The sequence below is a fragment of the Maridesulfovibrio salexigens DSM 2638 genome, assembly GCF_000023445.1.
In the GTDB taxonomy this organism is placed as follows: Bacteria; Desulfobacterota; Desulfovibrionia; order Desulfovibrionales; family Desulfovibrionaceae; genus Maridesulfovibrio; species Maridesulfovibrio salexigens.
This window is the reverse complement of sequence record NC_012881.1, coordinates 361472-381758: the sequence shown is the minus strand read 5'-3', so window position 1 is coordinate 381758 and position 20287 is coordinate 361472. Positions and strand designations below refer to the sequence as shown.

Genomic DNA, 20287 nt, shown 5'->3' with positions numbered 1-20287 from the left:
GGAACAAGGAGCTAAATTATGAGCAATGAGAAAAAGAATATAAGCAGACGTGATTTCGTCAAAGGCGCGGCAACAGGGCTTGTTGCCGGTGCCATCGCCGGAATGGGTATGTATTCATACACCCCGATGGCTTATGACCGTCTTCCCAAAACACAGCGCAAACTGAACGACTTCGGTGCCTGCCGCAGTGTTCGCGTAACCAACATCTCCGAAACAAGCTGGTTCAACAACTCCCACCTCATCGGGGATATCCACGAAGCGGGCGGACTACTGGTTAACCAGTACACCCTGAACTGGGCCCCTTTCGGAAACGGAAAGGGTTCCGCCCAAGGTTCTTATAAAGACGGAATCAACTCCATCAAGGACCTGCTGCCCCACGATCTGGAAAAGGCATGGGAAATCCAGAAAAAACTGTCCCTGCACCCGGATAACCCCGGTGGATACTCCTGCCTTATCGAAGTGGAAGAACTGGACGGAACCATGCACAAATATCTGCTGGATACCGGATGGTCCTACGAATGGATGAATGACAGCTTCAAGCGTGAAGGCATCGATAAGATGCTGAAAGAACAGCAGATCGAAGCCCTGTTCATCTCCCATGAGCACTGGGACCACTTCTGGGGCCTGCCTGTAACCCTTAAATATGACAACCGCATTCCCCTCTACCTGCATGACGGCTTCTACGAAGAAGGTCTGCAATATGTAAAAGACTGCGGATACAAAGGCGATTTAAAAATCGCAGACAAGCCCATCACCCCCATTATTCCGGGAATGGCCTTGCTCAAGTTTGATGTGCCCATCATCAACCGTGTCTTCGGTGAGACTTCCCTCGCCTTCAACGTAAAGGGCCACGGTCTGGTACTGATCTCCGGCTGCTGCCATCAGGGAATCCTCAAGTTTGCAGACTTTGCCTATGCCAACCTGAAATATGACAACGACAAATTCTACGGAATTTACGGCGGCCTGCACATCTCACCCTTTGAGGACTGGGACCCCAAATACGATGACCTCGTAATCTCCCTCGGCGAATGGGGCTTCGAGCGTATCGGCTGCAACCACTGCACCGGACATCTCACTGCCAAGAAATTCATTGAAGCCGGCTATCCGGTTGTCCGTGGCACAGCGCGCTTCCGCTCCGCTTCCAAGGATTATCTCGGCAACGGCGATAAGATTAACTTCGGCTGTTAAAGCCTGAACAACCATATCCAAACTGTCCGGCCCTGACCTCCGGGCCGGGCAGTTCATAAAAGGTGCCTACCATGAACCTTTCCGCAATACTCCCTCCCCGCCGGAGCAGCAACCACCAGATCAACATGCCGGATATTTTGGTCAACTGCCTGCTGGTAGCCTGCCAACATGATGAATTTAAACGGCTGCTGGGCTGGAAAGGCATGGCTGTGTGTCCAAAAGGGAAAAAAGCATGGACCATGAAACTGCGCACCCATCCGGGGGTATTCGGACTTTGCGCTGAAGATGAATATGCAAATGATTCAGGATTCTTTGTCTCTTTGGGCCTGTATTACTTTCCTGAAGAAAATGAAGAACTGCTGGAATCCATGTCGTTGGCAGCCAATATCGCAGTAGTGCAGAAGGACTACATTCAATCCATCCGCCGATTTTCATCAGACGAAAACTGGGCGGCTCCTTTTCGCATTGCAACCGTTATTAACGGGCTGAATAGAGAAGAAAACGGTTTCACGCTCAAACTTTCTGCCGACCAAGCCAAAGTCAGCATTTCGCAGGACGGGATTGCGACTCAGGACGGCCAGTGGATCATCAATCCCGGTGAAATTGAAGAGAGTATTCCTGCACATTCCATAGCTATGGACTTCCTGCTTGTACTTGCAGCAGCGGTATCTAACAGCCTTGAAGTCCCGCCCTGCGGATTTTACAGGACCGAAACTCCGGGCCATGCCACTATCTACGATTCCATGGGCAATAAATTTCCGAGCAGCCATGAAATCACCCACATCACTGATGCCCTGAATTGGGGGGAACGCGAGGCAGCCACTAGCCTCGCGTTCCCGCAACTTCCCGACTTCTGCGCCCAAGGTGATGCGAAAACAAGAAAAGACCTGCCTACCCCTCTTGCTGATGCTCTTTTTTGGAAAACCAACGACCTCGCAGCCGTTGAAGTTGAAGGAAACCACAATTATGCCTTTGACAAACGCCCGAGCCTTATCGTGCTCAGCGGCTTCCTTGGAGCCGGAAAGACAACCTTTTTGAATCAACTGCTGGAATACCATGCTTCAAGAAATGAACTTGTTGCTATTATCCAGAATGAAATAGGTCAGACCGGGGTGGACGGTAAACTTCTGGAAGGCGATGATTCCATTGTGGAATTGGATGAAGGCTGCGTCTGCTGTACTTTAGCCGGGAATCTATCCAAAGGCATTGAGCAGCTTAAGACCCGTTTCAATCCCAAAGTAATTGTTCTTGAGACAACCGGACTGGCAAACCCCTTCAACATTCTCAATGAAATAGAAACCCTGCGCCCGCTGGTCCGGTTGGATTCTGTCACAACACTGGTGGATGCTGAAAACGGCCCCCAACTGCTCGCGGACAGCGATATCGCCCGTAATCAGGTCAAGGCGGCAGATGTCATCATTCTCAATAAATGTGACCTTGTCTCACAGGAAGAAAAAGAATCTCTGGCAAAACTCCTCACCACACTGAATAAACGTGCCTTGCTGGTCAACACAATCAACAGCGAGATTAATCCCGGAACCATATATGATTCCGATCCCCGAACACACCACTTCGGCGGGATTTCGCTTTGTCCCCTTACACCACCTCAGCATACGCACGCTATGGAAGGGTTCACCTCCCGACGTTTTGCCTTCAACAAACCCTTGAGTCGTGAAGATCTTAATGACCTTATGACCTCACTCCCGAAAGAGGTCTTCAGGCTCAAGGGAATTGTGAAAGTTTCCGGAAACAACGCCCCTGAAGTAGTTCAATACGTGTCAGGAAGATATGAATTATCCAACTTCAGCGGGGAATTTGATGATGACGGATTCCTCGTTGCCATCGGCAGAGACATGGAACTGGATCTTCTGGAAAAACTAGAACGGAATTACTCATGAATATTTTACAACAGGGCGGCCTCATTATGTGGCCGCTCTTTCTTCTTTCAATTGCTTCCTTAGCGGTCATGGGGGAACGTTTTTTTGTTTTCAGCACCAACCGTTTCCCCAAAGCTGAACGGCTGAACGAGATAGTTAATCTGGCCCGTCAGCATAACACCGACAAAATACTAAGCTTGGTTGAAGAGACTTCGCCCCTATACCTGAAGATTTTCAATGCTCTTTTCAGCCAGCTCCCGAACAGAGAGAAGAAACATGAAGTTCAGTTGGCCGGGGAGGAAATCCTCTTTTCACTCAACCGCCGTCTGGATTTTCTGGCAACTGTAGCCACTGCTGCACCGCTGATCGGACTTCTGGGTACCGTCCTTGGTATGATCCAAGCTTTTTCACGACTTTCAGCCTCTGGAAACGTGGACATCACCATGCTCGCAGGAGGGATATGGCAGGCCCTGTTGACCACCGCCGCGGGGTTGAGTGTTGCTATTCCGGCGCTCATAGCCCACCGCTGGTTCTGCCGTCAGCACGAAAAAGCCGCCTACGCTATGCAGCATACCGCAAACATGCTGCTGGAAATTCAAGAAGATTAGAGCATTGCTGCCATGATCTCTTTCACCAAATCCACCCTCAAACCGGCCAGTCCGGACCTGACTCCCCTGCTGGATGTTGTTTTTATCCTCTTGATCTTCTTCGTGGTCTCAACTGTTTATACCGCCAAAGGCATGAACATGGACCTGCCCCCGGCTGAAACAGCAAAACCTGTTTCCGGGAAATCATTGGAAATCGAACTCAAAGAAAATGGGAGAATCCTCTGCAATATGCAGCCGGTCACTCTTCATGAACTGGCTCATGAATTACGCACTGTGGCACGAAAACCATCTGCCATGCAGCCCGAAAACATCCTGCTCAAATCCGTTCCGCAGGCTCGGGTGGAAAACTTTATCCGTATTGTCGACATTGTTCGAAGCGAAGGATTCAGCAATCTGGTAATCGTCACAGCGAACAAAAAGGAAGACAGCGGCAGGAAGTCCAGATGACTTCACAGCAGCTTACATGTTCCTGCATTGCAGTCTCTATCATCGTTCATCTCTGGCTGGTAAATTTTGAATGGATTTCCGAGCCGGAAGCGGGCGACACTCAGATCGCAATACCTGTAAATTTCGATGTTCCCCCTATCCGATCAGCCGACAAAACTGCGCTCGGACAACAAGTTGCGGACAGCAGTAATGAAAAACAGGCCGAAGAGCAGGCTAGAAAATTAGAACGTCTGGCCAGAAAATGTTATCTGGTGAAGGTCCGTGAAGCAGTGGAACAACGTAAATTTCTTCCGGGCAATGGGGACCTTTCCGGGCTTATCGGCAATGTTCAATATTCCTTTCACATCCGCAAAGACGACTCCTTTACCGACATCAGGCTGATTCGTTCCTCAGGTAATCCCCTTCTGGACACAGCCGCCGGCAGAGCCGTTGCCGCAGCAAGCGGGGTAGTCAAAAGACCCGGCATACTCCGTGGGCAGTCCTTTAACATACGCATTACCGTTAAATATCAACGCAATATGTAGAGCTTTACATTACGCTCGATGCCGAGCATTCGCAGTTCATTTTCACGGCATTGAAACAGGCTGAATATGTGAGCTTGATGCACCCGTTTTTGCTGGCAGCACGCGGACATGATTAAGAGAGCCAGCACTTCATTGAAGGTCATCACCTTGACGACATTTCTTTATTCAACTAGAAAACGTCTAAGGTAAAAAGTCGCAATGACGACCTTAAGATGACTTTAAATAATATCCAACCCGCTGAGGATTATGAAACTTTCCGCTCGTGCCCGTTACGCAACCAGACTCCTTTTAGACCTTGCCCTGCGTCAATCCGACACACCCCGGAAAACTACGCTGCTATCAGAATCCACCGGTATTACCGTCCAATTCATTGAGCAGATTTTGCGCCCGCTTAAAAAGGCTGGGTTGATCGTATCCGTACGCGGCGCAACCGGCGGACATATTCTTGATAAGGACCCCTCAACCATTTCTATCGGCGAAATCGTTCGCATAATGGAAGGTGGAATAAACCTGACTGACTGTGTTGCAGATGAAAGTATCTGCGCCCGCTCCGCAACCTGCAAAACCCGCAAGGTCTGGGTCCGTTCCTCCAAAGTTCTTGAAGAAGAACTTGATTCCATTTCCATCGCCGACCTCATGGATAACCCCGACAGTTTTTCACTTGACGATTAGGCTCTATTTTTTAGGAGCCACCCCAAATAGATTCCATCCCAAACTACCTTTCCCTAGCGTTATTTTCCACCCACACATTGTGAATATTTTATCACAAAACTAACGCCTTTCTCATAAACACCTGATTTTACTTGTATTATTTTTAATCGCAACTCCTTGACACAAGCGAGAAAAATCGACTATTCCTGACCTCTCCAATTCAGATTAATTTAATCCGAATTAAAACAATCTGAATTAAAGCTAAACCAAAATCCATTCGCGTTAACTTCTGCGAATCGAATTAGCACTCTATTCTAGACTTATTTAATCTAGATTAAAACAATCAGAAAACCAGATAAGCACACTAAGCTAATCCGGTCCCAAAAACGAGGCTAGTGCTGCCTCAGTAACAAATGGCGGTAGCCAATGGTCAGCTCCACCAACATCCGACTCCTTTGCGAGTCGGCCAACATCACCTCTAAAAGGGGAAACAGTGCCTTATACCCGCTGTTTATCCCCGATCATAGTCGTGTGCACTACGGAACTGTAAGAGACTCCAATCCGACCAAACCGAGAGTCTCTTCTGTATTCACCGACAAATATAACGGCATTGCGGAGGCAATGAGAAGCGATCCCCTCTCAACCTCCGCAACCGTCGTATTTCCCCGCAGACCTTCCCGAATTGGATCTGCGTCATCTATCTGCGCCACGCCAAGAAGTCTTAGCCGGACCGAATCCCGGTTTTCCCCGAAGCTTCAGGATCCCCTTCTTCCTGAGCCCAATATGACCTGTGAGGAGTCAATATGTCTAAGCGTCTAGTCGTTATTGGAATGGATGAACCAGCCCTCAATGCAGCCCAAAGCTATTTGAAAGAGTGCCCGGATGCAGAGGTGACTGTTCTTTACCCCGAGCTGAATCCTCTTCCGGAATTCATATGCGGAACCGTTGAGCGATATCTGCAAAACGGCATGACCTTCCCGGAAGATTTACGTGCTTCCGGAGTTGATAGAGACAGTAAGCAGGTCCTGACACGCGATGTGGCATCAGGCGCAGAATCCGCAATCACTTATGACGCATTGATTATTGCCACAGGGTCTGCACCTGAAGATCTGAACATTCCCGGAGACCACCTTGGAGGAATTGTCAGGGTCGGCAGCTTTGATGACGCCAAACGCCTTCGTGCAATTGAAGGAAAAACCGTAATAGTAGGAGGCGGTTCAAGTCTGCTCCTGACCGTATCTTCTCTCATGCGCCACAAGACCGGAACTGTAGAAGTCATCATCCCGGCCAATTCCGAATATGATGCACCCCTGTCTGACAATCTTATGGGAATGGTGCATCACCACCTCACAACAAAAGGGATTGTTCTCCATAAGGACCAGAAGCTGGTTGACATCAGCCAGTGTGAAAACGGCATCAAGATTCGAACAACCGAAAAAGAAATTGTTGCCGACCGCATTATAAATGCAACACCGAGCCAGCCTATAACCCATATATTTTCATCCGCAGGGCTCTCCATGAGCCGGAACGGAGGGCTTGTTGTTGATTCACGGCTGCGCACCAGCGACCCGCATATCTATGCCTGCGGAAGTTGCGCAACATTTACCTCGCCATTTTGTGACATCCCTATTCCCGGCATCACAATCCGTGCAAGTGAACCGCGCCAGTCATGCACCCTTGCCGCCAACCTTATTGGCAACCCAAGGCAATTCACCACACCGACCGGGGCTTATTCCATCATTCTGGACAAATTCACCGTTGCAGGTGCCGGCCTTACGCTCAATGAGGCCAAGAAGTGCGGATTCACACCGATGAGTGCCACCGTGGTCCAGTTTGACCGTGCCCACTTCATGCACGGAGTGGAACTGATGACCCTTGAGCTTGTTTTCGATGCACCGACCCGCCGCGTGCTGGGCATTCAGGGACTCGCCAAATCCGGGCAGGCACTTTGCGGCCGTATCAGTGCGGTTTCCGCCATACTCTCCAGAAAGCCGAAAATAGAAGACATTTCAAACCTCGAAATCGCTTACTCCCCGCCCTTTGCCTCAGCAATGGACGTGCTGAACACCGCCGCCAATGTCGCGGACAATATGCTGGAAGGAATCAACGAAGGCATAGATGCGATCGAGTTTAAAGAGCTCTGGAAAGAACGCGAATGCGGAGAACATTTTTTCATCGATTGCAGAGAGTTGGGCAACGCCCGCCCCTTCGTGGAAAAGCATCCGACTCACTGGAATCACATCCCTCAGGGCCAGATAGCCCGTCGTCTTGCTGAAATACCGGAAGACAAAAAAATCATTCTTATCTGCAACACCGGCGCACGCTCCTACGAAGCGCAGGTGGTGCTTAAACACGCTGGTTTCAAAAGCGTGGTCAATGTTGACGGCGGTATGGCCGCTGTCAGGCAGTCCGGGATCGAGATCTAATCAACATCCCGGAAATTAAGGAAATTAGCTGAACCGCAGTTCCGGTACAGCTGGAGAACGTACCATCAACACAACCTTTTAATGGAGTACTAGCATGAAAAAACTGGTTATTCTCGGCGCTGGAGCCGGTGGGACCATGGTTGCGACCAAGATGCGCGAAAAACTTGATCCCAAAGAGTGGCAGATCTCTGTCATCGACCGTGACTGGAAACACCACTATCAGGCCGGTTGGCTGTTCGTGCCTTTCGGCATCTATACACTTGACGATTGCGAAAAACCTAAAGCCGACTTCCTGCACGGTGTCGACTTTGTTCAGGATACCATTCAAAACGTGGACCCTGAAAATAAAGTGGTTACCTGCTCCGGCGGTAAATATGAATATGATTGGTGCGTAGTTGCCACCGGTTGCCGCATCGTACCCGGCGAAGTCGAAGGTATGATGGACGACTGGCGCGGTGATATCCATGACTTCTACACCCCTGACGGTGCTGAAGCCCTGTTCAAAAAGTGGAAGTACATGAAGGAAGGCCGCGTTGTTCTGAACATCGCAGAAATGCCTATCAAATGCCCCGTTGCTCCCCTTGAGTTCGTTTACCTCGCTGACTGGTTCTTCACTGTAAACGGTGTCCGCGACAACATCGAAATTGAACTGGTTACCCCGCTGACAGGTGCTTTCACCAAGCCTGTTGCCGCAGAAATCCTGAATAAGGTCTGCGAAGAAAAGAATATTAAAATTACCCCCAACTTCAATATCGACAACGTCAATGTCGGCAAAAAAGTGATCGAAGACGTTATGGGTGAGGAAGTACCCTACGACCTGCTCGTAGCTATTCCGCCGAACTTCGGTGCCCAGTGCCTGATTGATTCCGGCATCACTGACCCCATGGGTTATATGGACACCGACAAGCACACCTTGAAGTCCACCCAGTTCGAAAACATGTACATCATCGGTGACGCCACCAACTGCCCGACCTCCAAGGCCGGTTCCGTTGCACACTACGAAGCTGACATCGTTGTCGACAACCTCCTCCGCGAGATCGACGGTGAAGAGCCCCGTCCTGAATATGACGGTCACTCCACCTGCTTCATCGTATCCGGTTACGAAAAAGCTTACCTCATCGACTTTAACTATGATGTTGAGCCGCTGCCCGGTAAATACCCGTTCCCCGGTCTCGGACCCTTCGCTCTGCTTGGTGAAAACCACCAGAACTACTGGGGCAAGATGATGTTCAAGTGGGCATACTTCAACCTTATGCTCAAGGGACACGAGCTGCCGCTTGAACCTCAGATGTTCATGGCAGGTAAAATGCGCCACATGGCAGGCAAATAAACCGGCGGAGGCAATATTATGAAGAACGAAGAAGCAATTTTGGAACGCCTTGACCGGTTGGAAGAAAATATAGCTTTTCTGACCGAACGGGCGAGAGCAACCGAAGAGCTCAAACAGGACCTCACGCCGATCATGCATGACGGATTTAAAGTCCTGATGAACGAATTCGGAAGCATTGAGCATGGTTTCCAGTTGGAGGACCTTACTGCTTTCATAAAAAAAGCAATGCTCAGCATCAACAACATGACCTACATGCTGGACAAGCTTGAAGATGCAATTGACCTCTGGAAAACCATCGAACCGCTTATGCACTCTTCCGTTCCGCAGCTCATCGAATATCTCGACGAACTGGAACAGAGAGGTGTTTTTGAGACCTATCGTGCAATGATCGATATTCGTGCCAAGGTCGCTGAAACATACGGCGTTGAGAACATCCGCAACATGGGCGATTCCTTTGTATTCCTGATCGGTATGCTTGAGAAACTCGGTGATCCCAAGGTTCGCATGATGATCGAAGGCGCAGCCAACGCATTCTCCGAACTGGATCTCACCAAGGTTGAAGCTACCGGACCGATAGGACTGGTTAAGGGCATGGCATCTCAGGACGCAAAGCGTGGACTGGGCATCATGCTGGAAATGACCAAAACTCTCGGCACCATCGGCCTTGAAGTCCCCAAAGTGGACGAAGTAGCCGCGAGAAAAGCCGAAGCAGTAAGCGAAAAAAATAAATAAAAAACAACCCATACGGGCGGACAGTGCAGAAAATGCCGTCCGCCCGGGTTTTGCATACAGCCCTTAATCGTTCTGGTTCATGCTAGGACTCTGTGACGCCCATGCCGCTTCTTCTGCCAAGGCAGAGATTCCGGGGCATGGAGCTGTCCCAGCGGCATGGGCTCCTGCGGGGCCTGACGATAAAAATGGGGCGTAGTCCCGGTTCCAAACAGCCGGAGCTATCAAATGAGGTGCACCATGACCAAACGAATACTGATCATTGACGACGACCCGGCAATGGTCGACTTTCTGGAGGAATTCTTTCAGGACAATGACTACGAAACCGCCGTCGCTTTCAACGGCCACGAGGGACTCGAAAAGGCCAAGGCTGAAAAGCCGGACCTGGTCACCCTCGATATGGATATGCCCAAAAAAGGCGGAACACTGTTCTATGCCGGATTGCGCAGAAACCCGACCCTGAAGGATGTTCCGGTAATCGTCATCAGCGGGGTTGGTCCGCGTCCTCCGTCTTTGACCAAGGATGTTCCCGTACTGACCAAGCCGGTATCCAACGACCTGCTTCTGGAACAGGTCCGGACACTCCTTGGCTAAACACTTAAGCCAAAGGCATTCTCATCCTTGCTATTAAAAGAAAAGCGTACGGGTGATTATCACCCGTACGCCTAATTAAAACACCGGCAACACCATGCTCGCAGCCCCGCTATGTATTGAACAAAACCGCTCGCAATTATGTATTCTTCTTGTTGATGACGAGCCGGATATCAGGGATCTTCTGGGTATACTTCTCGCCGATCTCGGCTACGAGGTCCGCAGCGCTGAAAACGGTGAAGCCGCCTGCAAATCTTTTCGCTGTAATCCCCCCGACATAATTCTCACAGATATCAAGATGCCCGGCATGGACGGCATAGAGCTGTTACGCACGGTTAAAAAGGAAGCTCCTGAAATTGAAGTCATCATGATATCAGGACACGGAGATATGCAACTGGCCATTGAAAGCCTCAAGCTCAATGCCGCAGATTTCATAACCAAACCTATAGATGACGATATCCTGTCCATAGCACTTGATAAGGTAACAGAAAAAATACTGCTCCGCAGGCAGGTTCGCGAATACACTGAAAATCTCGAACAGATGGTGGAAGAACAATCCGCCCGTATGGTCGAGCTGGAGCGCAAGGTAGCAGTCCAGCAAGTGGTTGAAGGTCTGTCCTCAGCCATGGGGATTATTTCCGGGGATATAAACGATGAAGGATTGTTCAATGAATTGCCCTGTTTTATCTCCATCCACTCCTCAGACCTGAAAATAATTACTTCCAACGAGCTGTTTACCAACCGCTTCGGCAACCTTAACGGTGAATCAAGCCGATCCATTTACAAAGATTTCTCAGGCCAAGGCAGCTGTCCGGTATATCAGGCCATAGCGACTCGTTCAGGCGGAAGGGGCAACGCGACCCTAATCGCTGAAGACGGTTCTGAAATTCCGGCAGTGGTCTACACGGCCCCGATCACTTGCAGCAGGGATAAAATCTCACTGGTTCTTGAAGTGGCTATGGACGTATCCGAAGTTAACAGGCTGCGTACAGAGCTGGTTCAAACCCAGAAAAAATACGAACATCTTTTCAATCAAGTTCCCTGCTACATCACCCTACAGGACCGCGACCTGCGCATTGTGGAAGCAAATGAACGCTTCCGAAATGATTTCGGTTTTGACCGCGGCACCCACTGCCATCAGGCTTACAAAAACCGGGAAGAAGAATGCGAAGACTGTCCAGTGCGTAAAACCTTCGATGACGGCGGATTTCACCAGAACGAAACCGTGGTAACAACCAAGAATGGAGAGCAATACAACATTCTGGTCTGGACGGCTCCGGTTTTCAACGATGCAGGAGAGGTAGAGCATGTACTGGAGGTTTCCACCAACATCACCATGGTTCGGGATCTACAGGACCAGCTCACCAGTATGGGGATGATGCTCGGTTCTATGTCCCACGGCATAAAGGGACTTCTGGGAGCATTGGACGGTGGCATCTACCGCGTGGATGCCGGACTCAAAAAGCAGGATATGGAGCGTATCGACAAAGGGTGGAAGGTTGTAAAGCACCGAATTGGACACATGAAAAAAATGGTCCTTGATACACTCTACTACGCCAAAACCCGCGATCTGGATTACCGCCCCATAAAACTCGGTGATTTTGCTGCTTATCTGGCAGAAACCATAGCGCCCAAAGCAGCTGAACATGATATCCGGCTGATCCGTGACTTTTCTCATTCTGACCAGATCTTTCATGCCGACCCCGATGCACTGGCACCGGCCCTGATCAATTTTCTGGAAAACGGCGTTGATGCCTGCCTTTACGACCGCAGCAAAACAGAACATGCAGTTACTTTCTGCGTCTATGTAAGCGATAGCGAAGTGCATTTCAAAATCAGTGACAACGGGACCGGAATGGATCGTGAAACCCGCGAAAACATGTTCTCCCTTTTCTTCTCTTCCAAAGGGGCCAACGGAACTGGAATCGGCCTCTTCATTTCAAATCAGATAATCGAACGACACAAAGGCACAATCGAAGTTGAATCAACTGTCGGAACCGGAACCAGTTTTCACATCCGCCTGCCTTCTTCCTGAACACTGAAGCACAGGAACGATCTTTAATGATCAGCACTACGGGAGCGCACAACAATGTTCAGACAATACTTAAATAAATTCCTACGGCTCCCGATATCTCTGGCACTCAAGATCATAATCAGCATTATCCTGCTCATGATGATTCTGTTGATCGGTTTATTCATCATCAACACCCAGAAATATGAACAAATGGCTATCCGCAATGCCGCTATCCATGCAGACGGAATAGCCGATGTGGTCAAGGCCGGATTGCGCAGGTCCATGCGTCTCGATCCGCGCGATGACACAAATGCATTGATTGAAGAGATTCAAAAGCACAGCCATATATCTTCCATTTCCATTTACGATAAAATCGGCAATCCCAGCTTTACCGGCAAACGTCTTGCGCCCCCCGGCCCACTCCTCAAGAATCACCAGCTTTGTATAATGTGCCATGCTCAGGAACAACCTCTGGCATACGCCCCGCTGGAAGAACGCTATAAAGTTCTTGATGCTCCTGACGGAAGCAGGATGATCAGGATTGTCACACCCATAGCCAATGAGCCGGGCTGCTCCACAATCAGCTGCCATGTTGCGCAAAAAAACAATTCTTTCCTAGGAATTGTGGAAATGACCGTGACCTTGGATAACATCGAAGGAAACATCTCACTTCTGGTCAAAGACAATGCAGAATATGTTCTGTTCAGTCTGATCGTCATCGTAATCATCCTTTCCGCTATCACCTACTGGCTGGTAGATTCTCCTATCAAGGGCATGATCGAGACCACCAGAAGAATTGCCCTTGGAGATTACGATGCCCGTCTTAGCCTGATCCAAAACGATGAGCTTGGAGAACTGGCCCATGCCATCAACCGCATGGCCTCTGAAGTGGGCAATCAACACGATGAACTGCGCAAACAACGCGGCTCCTACCAGAGCTTGTTTGAAGGAGTTCCCTGCCTGATTACTGTGCAGGACAGAAACTACCGTTTGATCCAGTACAACCAATCCTTTGCAGAACGTTTTGAAGCCAGACCCGGCGACTATTGCTATCGGGCCTACAAAGGAAGAGACTGCAAGTGCGAGGAATGCCCGGTCGAAAAGACTTTTGCAGATGGAAAGCCTCATACCACAGAGGAAGTCGGTTATTACAGAGACGGAAGTCAGGCCCACTGGATCGTGAACACGGCCCCTATTTATGATGACAAGGGAGAAGTCGTAGCAGCCATGGAAATGTGTCTGGACATAACCCGGAGAAAACGCCTTGAAGTAGAACTCAAAGCCTCGGAAAAAAAATATTGCGCCATATTCAACAATATCCCCAACGCCGTTCTGGTTTTAGCCGTTGAAAACATGCAAATCATTGATTGCAATCAGACGGCCCAGACCTTGTACGGATACACAAAGGGAGAACTGATAAGACGATCCGCCTTTGAGCTGGCTGCGCCTGATGAATTCGATACAAACAGAAAAGCGATGGAGTCTGCACAATCTCTCAAGCAGACCAAACATCTGACTAAAGAAGGTGAATCTTTCTGGGCCAGCACATCCATAACCACCGCCGAATTTGACGACCTCCCGGTACTACTCATGGTGGTTACAGATATTTCAGAGCGCATCCGTTCAGAAGAACAGCTTGTTCAAGCCAGCAAAATGGCAACCTTAGGCGAAATGGCCACAGGTGTTGCCCACGAACTCAACCAGCCCTTGGCGACCTTGCAGATCGCAGCAAACATTTTCAAGCGCAAACTGAAAAAGAACGCCCCAATTGAAAGAGAAACTCTCGAAAATATGAGCGCAAAAATATCCAACAATGTTGGGCGGGCGACTAAAATTATCAACCACATGCGAGAATTCGGGCGAAAGGCCAATATCGAGACTGAGCAGGTTGAACTTAACGAAGTGATTTGCCGTGCTTTCGACTTTTTCAGTCGGCAGCTACAGTTGCACGACATAGACGTAATCTGGGAACTTGATGACAACCTGCCACCTATCCAGGCTGATTCCAACCGCATGGAACAGGTATTCATCAATCTGCTGCTGAATGCCCGTGACGCCATTCTGGAAAAGTGCGCCCATAAGGACTGCGGGCCGCACGACAGGAGAATCACCCTGCGAACCCGCTTCACTCTCCGTCATGTCTTCGCTGAAGTAATCGACACCGGCATAGGCATCCCCAAACACATCGTGCCCCGGCTGTTCGAACCATTCTTCACCACCAAGGAAGTCGGCAAGGGTACTGGACTCGGACTATCTATAAGCTATGGAATTGTCACCGATTACGGAGGCAGCATTCATGCATCCTCCTCCGTTTTGGAAGGGTCTAGATTTGTTATTTCCCTGCCAAAATCCAAGGCGTAATCTATGCCTGCTTTTCAGCCACCTAAATTACTCATGGTTTAGGTGTTGACTCGCAGACACCATCCACGATTAATCGAGAACGTAACATCTCCCCTCTTCGGCCAGTGGGAAAGGACTGTTTGCGAGAAAAGGGCAATGATATCCGAGCACTTTGCCTTCTATTTTACTTTGCAAAGACTCGACCTGTTTCCAGTGGGTATGCACACTGTCCGGATTATCAAATTCTATTTCATGAAAAACCAGATCACAGGATGCAAACCATCCGGCTTCAAGTTCAGGACGATTCAGGATTTGGTTGATATCTTCATCGTACTTAGTATCCCCGGAATAGCCGAAACAGCTGCCTCCGGCAGAAATTTTAAGACCGATAGTCCCATAAGGCAGAATATGATGATTCCAGCGGCTGTCTATTTGAATTGGACCTAATTGCAACGGAGTTCCGGGCTTTAGTGAGAAGACTTCCACGTGCTCTTTCATATCTGGAAAAAGCGGAGAGTAAATATCTGCCAACACCCGGAAAACATTGTCGGCAAGAATCAGCTTTAACTTCCGATCATGCTTGAGTGCCCGATGCATACAGGCAGTGAAACCCTGCACATGGTCTTCATGGTTATGGGTAAATAGACAGTGAGTAACATCATCCCAATGGATACCGTAACGGGCAAGGGTCTGTGCCGGATATCCGCAGGGATCTATCCAGATTACATATTCACCGTAGCGCACAATGGTATTGGCGACCGTTCCGTAAACCCCGTTTCCGCAGCCGATAGGAATAACTTCTAATTTTTCCCGGACTTTGCCGTCTCTGGGGATATCTTCCAACAAAACCTCTATTTCCTTATCGGGATGGACACCGGAAGCAAGCGAGTTGCGATCATATAAAACAGTTCTATCATCAGAAACAACTACATTGCCGCCTTCGAAGCAGATTTCCAGAGAGCCCTTGCGGTAAAAGGGATCGGCAATATTGTGATGAAACCATTTGCAGAGCCAATCCTTGCGAACTACCTTGATGTTTTCATCATCAAAAAAGTACGGAAAAATAGACTCAAGATTACCGTGCAGCAGCTCAATATCCCGCTTAAGACCAACGTATTCCTTAAGTATTCCACCTCTGATTTGAGCCTGCCATAGTACGAATTCCTCTCCGGTGCGGCTGTCACCTGCAAGAGAAACTTCCCACGGGGTCACTACAACGATTTCCTCACGAAAACCGTGCTCGGTCACGAATTTTGCTACATCAGGCATACTGCCGACCCGCACTGTTCCTGCTGAAGTGCTCACAAGATCAACATACATCCCGCAATATTCAATGCGTTGCACCTGCTCTGTCAGCTTTCGTAAGGTACTGGTAGTCATCCGATTTTTCCTTCACTCATAATGTATATGTTTACATTTAAATGACACAAGCGAGATCATTATGTCACTTCAAACTGTTAACTTTCAATATCTTCAAAACTAAAAACTCAATAAAAACAAGATAAAATTTCATTATTCAGCAATCTGTTGACATAATTGTTATCAAGCTGATAGAAAAATGTAAACGTTTACATGATGAGGTTGTTTGTGAGTACTATTCGTGACGTTGCCCGCTTAGCGCAAGTTTCCACCGCCACGGTGTCCCGGGTTATTAATTCCCCGGATTCCGTGCGAGAAAAAACCCGTGAAAAAGTTCTCCGGGCCATGAAGATGTGCAACTATAAGTACAATGCACTCGCACGCGGCTTTGCCACTAAAAAGTCCAACACCATCGGACTGATAATCCCTAACATCAACAACCCCGTTTTCGCCGAATCCACACTTGGGGTTCAGGAATATGCCGAAGAAAAACAAATCAAAGTAATCCTCGGCAACACATCCTACAAAATATCACAGGAAGAAAGCCTGATAAAAGCACTGCGCGAAAGTCAGGTTGACGGACTGATCATCACCACGACCAATCCCAAAGGCGAAATAATCAAATCTCTTACAGATGAGGGGATTCCATTTGTGCTGCTCTTCAGCACGGTCAAAAACGGCCCTGTTTCTGCTGTCGGAGTTGATAACTATCGCGGCGGATACGTTGCCACTGAACACCTTATTTCCCTCGGGCACCGCAGAATAGGCATGATCGCGGGTAGCTTTACCGTGACAGACAGATCTTACCACCGCTGGCACGGATATCGCCAATGCCTCAAGGATCACGGTCTTCCCTACGATAAAGACCTGCTGGTCCAGACCGAGTATTCCCTTTCAGGGGGACGGGACTCGATCAAACAGCTCCTTAAACATGGCTCTCCGCCCAGCGCGGTTTTCTGTTCTAACGACTACATTGCCCTGGGAGCAATCAAAGGTGCGCGTGAAGCCGGACTGTCCCTACCCGAAGACCTGTCCATAGTGGGCTTTGATGACATGCCGACGGCATCATACATGGTACCGGCCCTGACGACTATCCGTCAGCCCGCTTATGAGATGGGCAGACGCGCCTGTGAACTTCTGCTGCAAAAGATGGAGAATCCGGAAAAACCGGAACAACATATGATGGAGACCAAACTGATTGTCCGCGAATCTACTGCCGCCGTCCAATATGACACGGAAGCAGAGGATGGCGGGGACAGACAGTAGCAAAAGGATTACTGCAATTGTTGCTGTAATTCTGATAAGTAAGGAACCTTTAGGAGGAAGAGTAAAATGAGCTTCAAGAAAACCTTCTCCGTGCTTTGTGCAGGAGCTGTACTGATCCTGTCCATGAGCACAATTTGTATGGCGGACGACTACAAACTGACCCTGAAACTGAGCCACGTTTTCAGCCCCGCTGAGCAGCTTTCCAAATCCATGGATGCTGTGGCCGAGTCCATCTACGAAAAAACCGACGGTGCAATCAACATCCAGACTTTTCCGCAGGCACAGCTGCCCGCATACAAGGAAGGCGTGGAGCAGGTTGTTCGCGGAGCTAAATTCATCTCCGTTGAAGACCCCTCTTTCATCGGTGACTATGTTCCCGATTTCAAGGCTCTTTACGCTCCCATGCTTTACCGCAGCTTTGACGAATACGTTAACCTGACCCAGTCCGACCTCGTTAAGAAAATGCAGGCCGAAGCTGAAAAGCAGGGCATCAAAATTCTTGCTCTCGACTACATCTACGGTTTCCGTAACCTGATCACCCAGAAAGTCATCAAGACTCCTGCTGATCTTAAAGGCATGAAAATCCGTACTCCCGGTTCCAAATCCTACATCGACACCCTCACCGCCATGGGCGCTGTTGCTACTCCCCTGCCTTGGGGCGAAACCCTCTCCGCAGTACAGCAGGGCGTTGTTGACGGCCTCGAAGGTTCCGAATTCACCAACATCGGCACCAAAGTATACGAAGGCCCGACCAAGAACGTAGCCAACACCCGCCACATCCTCGGAACTTGCGGTGTGTACATCTCCACCAAGGTTTGGAATGACATTCCTGCCAAGTACCAGAAAATCATTCAGGATGAATTCACCAACGGTGCAAACCACATGGTTAACCTGCTCAAATCCCAGCACGGCGGTGTTGTTAAAGAGCTGGAATCCTACGGTGTAAAGTTCAACGAAGTTGACGGCGATGCTTTCCGCGCAGCCCTTAAGCCTCTCTACAAAGAACAGAAAGGTATGACTCCCGGTATCTACCAGTCTATCTTCAAAGAACTCGACGCAATGAGATAAACAATTAATTCAGGGCATGGGAGCCTGTGCTCCCATGCCCTGCTTTTTGGTGGTGAATAATGTCTACTACAGCATCCAAATTTCTTTTTAAAAATTTCGACCTTATCATCAGCGGTTTTTTTCTTTGCATTACCGTTGGGGTGGTCATCATCAATGTCGGGCTGCGCTATCTCTTTCAGGGCGGGCTTTTCTGGGCCGAAGAAGTGGCTACAACCGCATTCATCTGGTCCGTTTTCGTTGGTTCCGCCGCTGCATACCGCTACAAAATGCACATCGGCATTGACATGATCAGCAAGGTAGGTCCCCGCATCTGGCGCAAATTCATTGCTGTGGTCATCGACCTGCTGATGTTCATCATCAACGGCTACATCGTCTATCTCAGCATTCTTTACATTCAGGCAAACAAGCTGAAACGCACACCTGTTCTCGACATTCCCGCCATTTACGTGAACCTGGCACTTACGGTCGGTTTCTCCCTGATGGCTGTCTATGCACTGGCTTTCCTGTATCAGGATCTAGGAAAACTTTTCGGCAAACAGGCAGAAGAAGGAGAATAAACCATGCTTACATTTCCCGTAACCATTGTAATGGCGCTGTATTTTACCAGCATTCCCATTGCCTTTGCCCTTTTAGCCGCAGGCCTTGCATATTTCACTTTCGGTGATGTTGGCACACCGCCGGACCTGATCCTGCAGAAGTTCATCACATCCACCGCTTCCTTTCCTTTACTGGCCATTCCGTTTTTCATCATGGCCGGTGAGATCATGAACTTCTCAGGAATCAGTGCCAGCCTTATGAAAATGGCAGAAGTTCTGACCGGACACCTGCGCGGCGGTCTGGCTCAGGTTAACGTTCTGCTCTCCACCCTCATGGGCGGTATCTCCGGTTCTGCCAATGCGGACGCAGCAATGCAGTCCAAGATTATCGTCCCGCAGATGACCAAGCGCGGCTACAGTGCTCCTTTCGCCACAGCCATCACCGCCGCATCATCCGCAATTGCGCCGGTAATCCCACCGGGCATCAACCTGATCATTTACGCTCTCATTGCACAGGTCTCCGTGGCAAAAATGTTCATCGGCGGCTACACTCCGGGCATACTCATGTGCCTTGGCCTGATGCTCACCGTACATTTCATCGCCCGCAAAAGGGACTACAAACCTTCCCGTGAAAAAATGGCCACCGGCAAGGAAATATTCGCCCAGTTCCGTGAATCAATCTGGGGACTGCTCCTGCCTTTGGGCATTATTGCCGGTATCCGTTTCGGTGTATTCACACCCACCGAAGCCGGAGCTATGGCTGTACTTTTCTGCATTATTATCGGTGCGTTCCTCTACAAAAAACTCAGATGGGAACATTTCCCCATCATCATGAAAAACACCATTCTGGGCACCAGTTCGGTCATGCTTATTATCATCGCTGCTTCCGTTTTCGGGCAGTACATGAGCTGGGAACGCATTCCCCATCAGCTGACCAAGGCGATTCTGGCTATATCCGATTCTCCGTGGTTAATTCTGGTAGTTATCAACTTCCTGCTCCTCGTACTCGGTATGTTCCTAGAGGGCGGCGCACTGCTGATTATTGTTGCTCCGCTTCTGGTTCCGCTGGTTAAAGGAATGGGCATCGACCTGATTCACTTCGGCCTGATTATGATCGTGAACATCATGATCGGAGGCATCACACCGCCCTTCGGATCGATGATGTTCACGACATGCGCCATTACCGGATCGACGGTGGGCGAATTCTGTCGTGAGATATGGCCCTTTATTCTGGCTCTGCTGGCAGTACTGGTAATAGTTACCTACATGCCTGCGGTAGTTATGTTCCTGCCCAATTTGATATAGAAAAGATATGATGCGCTATCGCGCTTTA

Annotated in this window: 17 protein-coding genes; 16 read left to right on the top strand and 1 reads right to left on the bottom strand. The window is 49.3% G+C overall.

Annotated elements, in window-relative coordinates; genetic code table 11:
• The first annotated feature begins 18 nt into the window (after nucleotides 1–18).
• The 12 genes from DESAL_RS01795 (at nucleotide 19) to DESAL_RS01740 (ending at nucleotide 14746) form a co-directional block, all read left to right on the top strand.
• Nucleotides 19–1188 (top strand): MBL fold metallo-hydrolase, encoded by a 1170-nt coding sequence (locus DESAL_RS01795; protein ID WP_012765949.1) that lies wholly within the window; start codon nucleotides 19–21, stop codon nucleotides 1186–1188.
• 71 nt (nucleotides 1189–1259) lie between these two features.
• Entirely contained in the window at nucleotides 1260–3086 is a 1827-nt protein-coding gene (locus DESAL_RS01790) for a CobW family GTP-binding protein (RefSeq protein ID WP_012765948.1), read from the top strand.
• Complete coding sequence (locus DESAL_RS01785) at nucleotides 3083–3673, top strand: MotA/TolQ/ExbB proton channel family protein (protein WP_012765947.1); 591 nt, start codon at nucleotides 3083–3085, stop codon at nucleotides 3671–3673. Before DESAL_RS01790 ends, DESAL_RS01785 begins: the two co-directional genes overlap by 4 nt.
• Before the next feature lie 12 nt (nucleotides 3674–3685).
• Nucleotides 3686–4120 (top strand): ExbD/TolR family protein, encoded by a 435-nt coding sequence (locus DESAL_RS01780; protein WP_012765946.1) that lies wholly within the window; start codon nucleotides 3686–3688, stop codon nucleotides 4118–4120.
• The gene (locus tag DESAL_RS01775) at nucleotides 4117–4644 is read left to right on the top strand and encodes a TonB family protein (RefSeq protein ID WP_012765945.1); all 528 of its coding nucleotides are present in this window, start codon (nucleotides 4117–4119) and stop codon (nucleotides 4642–4644) included. Before DESAL_RS01780 ends, DESAL_RS01775 begins: the two co-directional genes overlap by 4 nt.
• A gap of 246 nt (nucleotides 4645–4890) precedes the next feature.
• Nucleotides 4891–5316 carry an RrF2 family transcriptional regulator gene (locus DESAL_RS01770; protein ID WP_012765944.1) on the top strand — a complete coding sequence of 142 codons (426 nt, stop codon included), beginning with the start codon at nucleotides 4891–4893 and terminating at the stop codon, nucleotides 5314–5316.
• 782 nt (nucleotides 5317–6098) lie between these two features.
• A complete protein-coding gene (locus tag DESAL_RS01765) occupies nucleotides 6099–7721 on the top strand; it encodes an FAD-dependent oxidoreductase (RefSeq protein ID WP_012765943.1) in 1623 nt (540 codons plus the stop codon).
• A gap of 94 nt (nucleotides 7722–7815) precedes the next feature.
• Nucleotides 7816–9051 (top strand): type III sulfide quinone reductase, selenoprotein subtype, encoded by a 1236-nt coding sequence (sqr, locus tag DESAL_RS01760; protein ID WP_012765942.1) that lies wholly within the window; start codon nucleotides 7816–7818, stop codon nucleotides 9049–9051.
• Nucleotides 9052–9069: 18 nt separating this feature from the next.
• Nucleotides 9070–9783, top strand: a complete 714-nt coding sequence (locus DESAL_RS01755; RefSeq protein WP_012765941.1) for a DUF1641 domain-containing protein — start codon at nucleotides 9070–9072, stop codon at nucleotides 9781–9783.
• Nucleotides 9784–10020: 237 nt separating this feature from the next.
• Entirely contained in the window at nucleotides 10021–10374 is a 354-nt protein-coding gene (locus DESAL_RS01750; RefSeq protein ID WP_012765940.1) for a response regulator, read from the top strand.
• 94 nt (nucleotides 10375–10468) lie between these two features.
• Entirely contained in the window at nucleotides 10469–12406 is a 1938-nt protein-coding gene (locus DESAL_RS01745) for an ATP-binding response regulator (protein WP_012765939.1), read from the top strand.
• A 54-nt stretch (nucleotides 12407–12460) separates the two neighbouring features.
• On the top strand, nucleotides 12461–14746 hold the full coding sequence (locus DESAL_RS01740; protein ID WP_012765938.1) for a PAS domain S-box protein: 2286 nt from the start codon (nucleotides 12461–12463) through the stop codon (nucleotides 14744–14746).
• A 69-nt stretch (nucleotides 14747–14815) separates the two neighbouring features.
• On the opposite strand, the gene DESAL_RS01735 is transcribed toward DESAL_RS01740, so the two are convergent.
• A complete protein-coding gene (locus tag DESAL_RS01735) occupies nucleotides 14816–16105 on the bottom strand; it encodes an MBL fold metallo-hydrolase (protein ID WP_012765937.1) in 1290 nt (429 codons plus the stop codon).
• Nucleotides 16106–16312: 207 nt separating this feature from the next.
• Here DESAL_RS01735 and DESAL_RS01730 point away from each other — a divergent pair, with 207 nt between their 5' ends.
• From DESAL_RS01730 to DESAL_RS01715, 4 genes are all read left to right on the top strand, one after another.
• On the top strand, nucleotides 16313–17350 hold the full coding sequence (locus DESAL_RS01730) for a LacI family DNA-binding transcriptional regulator (RefSeq protein WP_012765936.1): 1038 nt from the start codon (nucleotides 16313–16315) through the stop codon (nucleotides 17348–17350).
• 66 nt (nucleotides 17351–17416) lie between these two features.
• Complete coding sequence (locus DESAL_RS01725; RefSeq protein ID WP_012765935.1) at nucleotides 17417–18418, top strand: C4-dicarboxylate TRAP transporter substrate-binding protein; 1002 nt, start codon at nucleotides 17417–17419, stop codon at nucleotides 18416–18418.
• Nucleotides 18419–18477: 59 nt separating this feature from the next.
• Nucleotides 18478–18975 (top strand): TRAP transporter small permease, encoded by a 498-nt coding sequence (locus DESAL_RS01720; RefSeq protein WP_012765934.1) that lies wholly within the window; start codon nucleotides 18478–18480, stop codon nucleotides 18973–18975.
• Between the two features lie 3 nt (nucleotides 18976–18978).
• The gene (locus tag DESAL_RS01715; protein ID WP_012765933.1) at nucleotides 18979–20259 is read left to right on the top strand and encodes a TRAP transporter large permease; all 1281 of its coding nucleotides are present in this window, start codon (nucleotides 18979–18981) and stop codon (nucleotides 20257–20259) included.
• The last annotated feature ends 28 nt before the right edge of the window (nucleotides 20260–20287 follow it).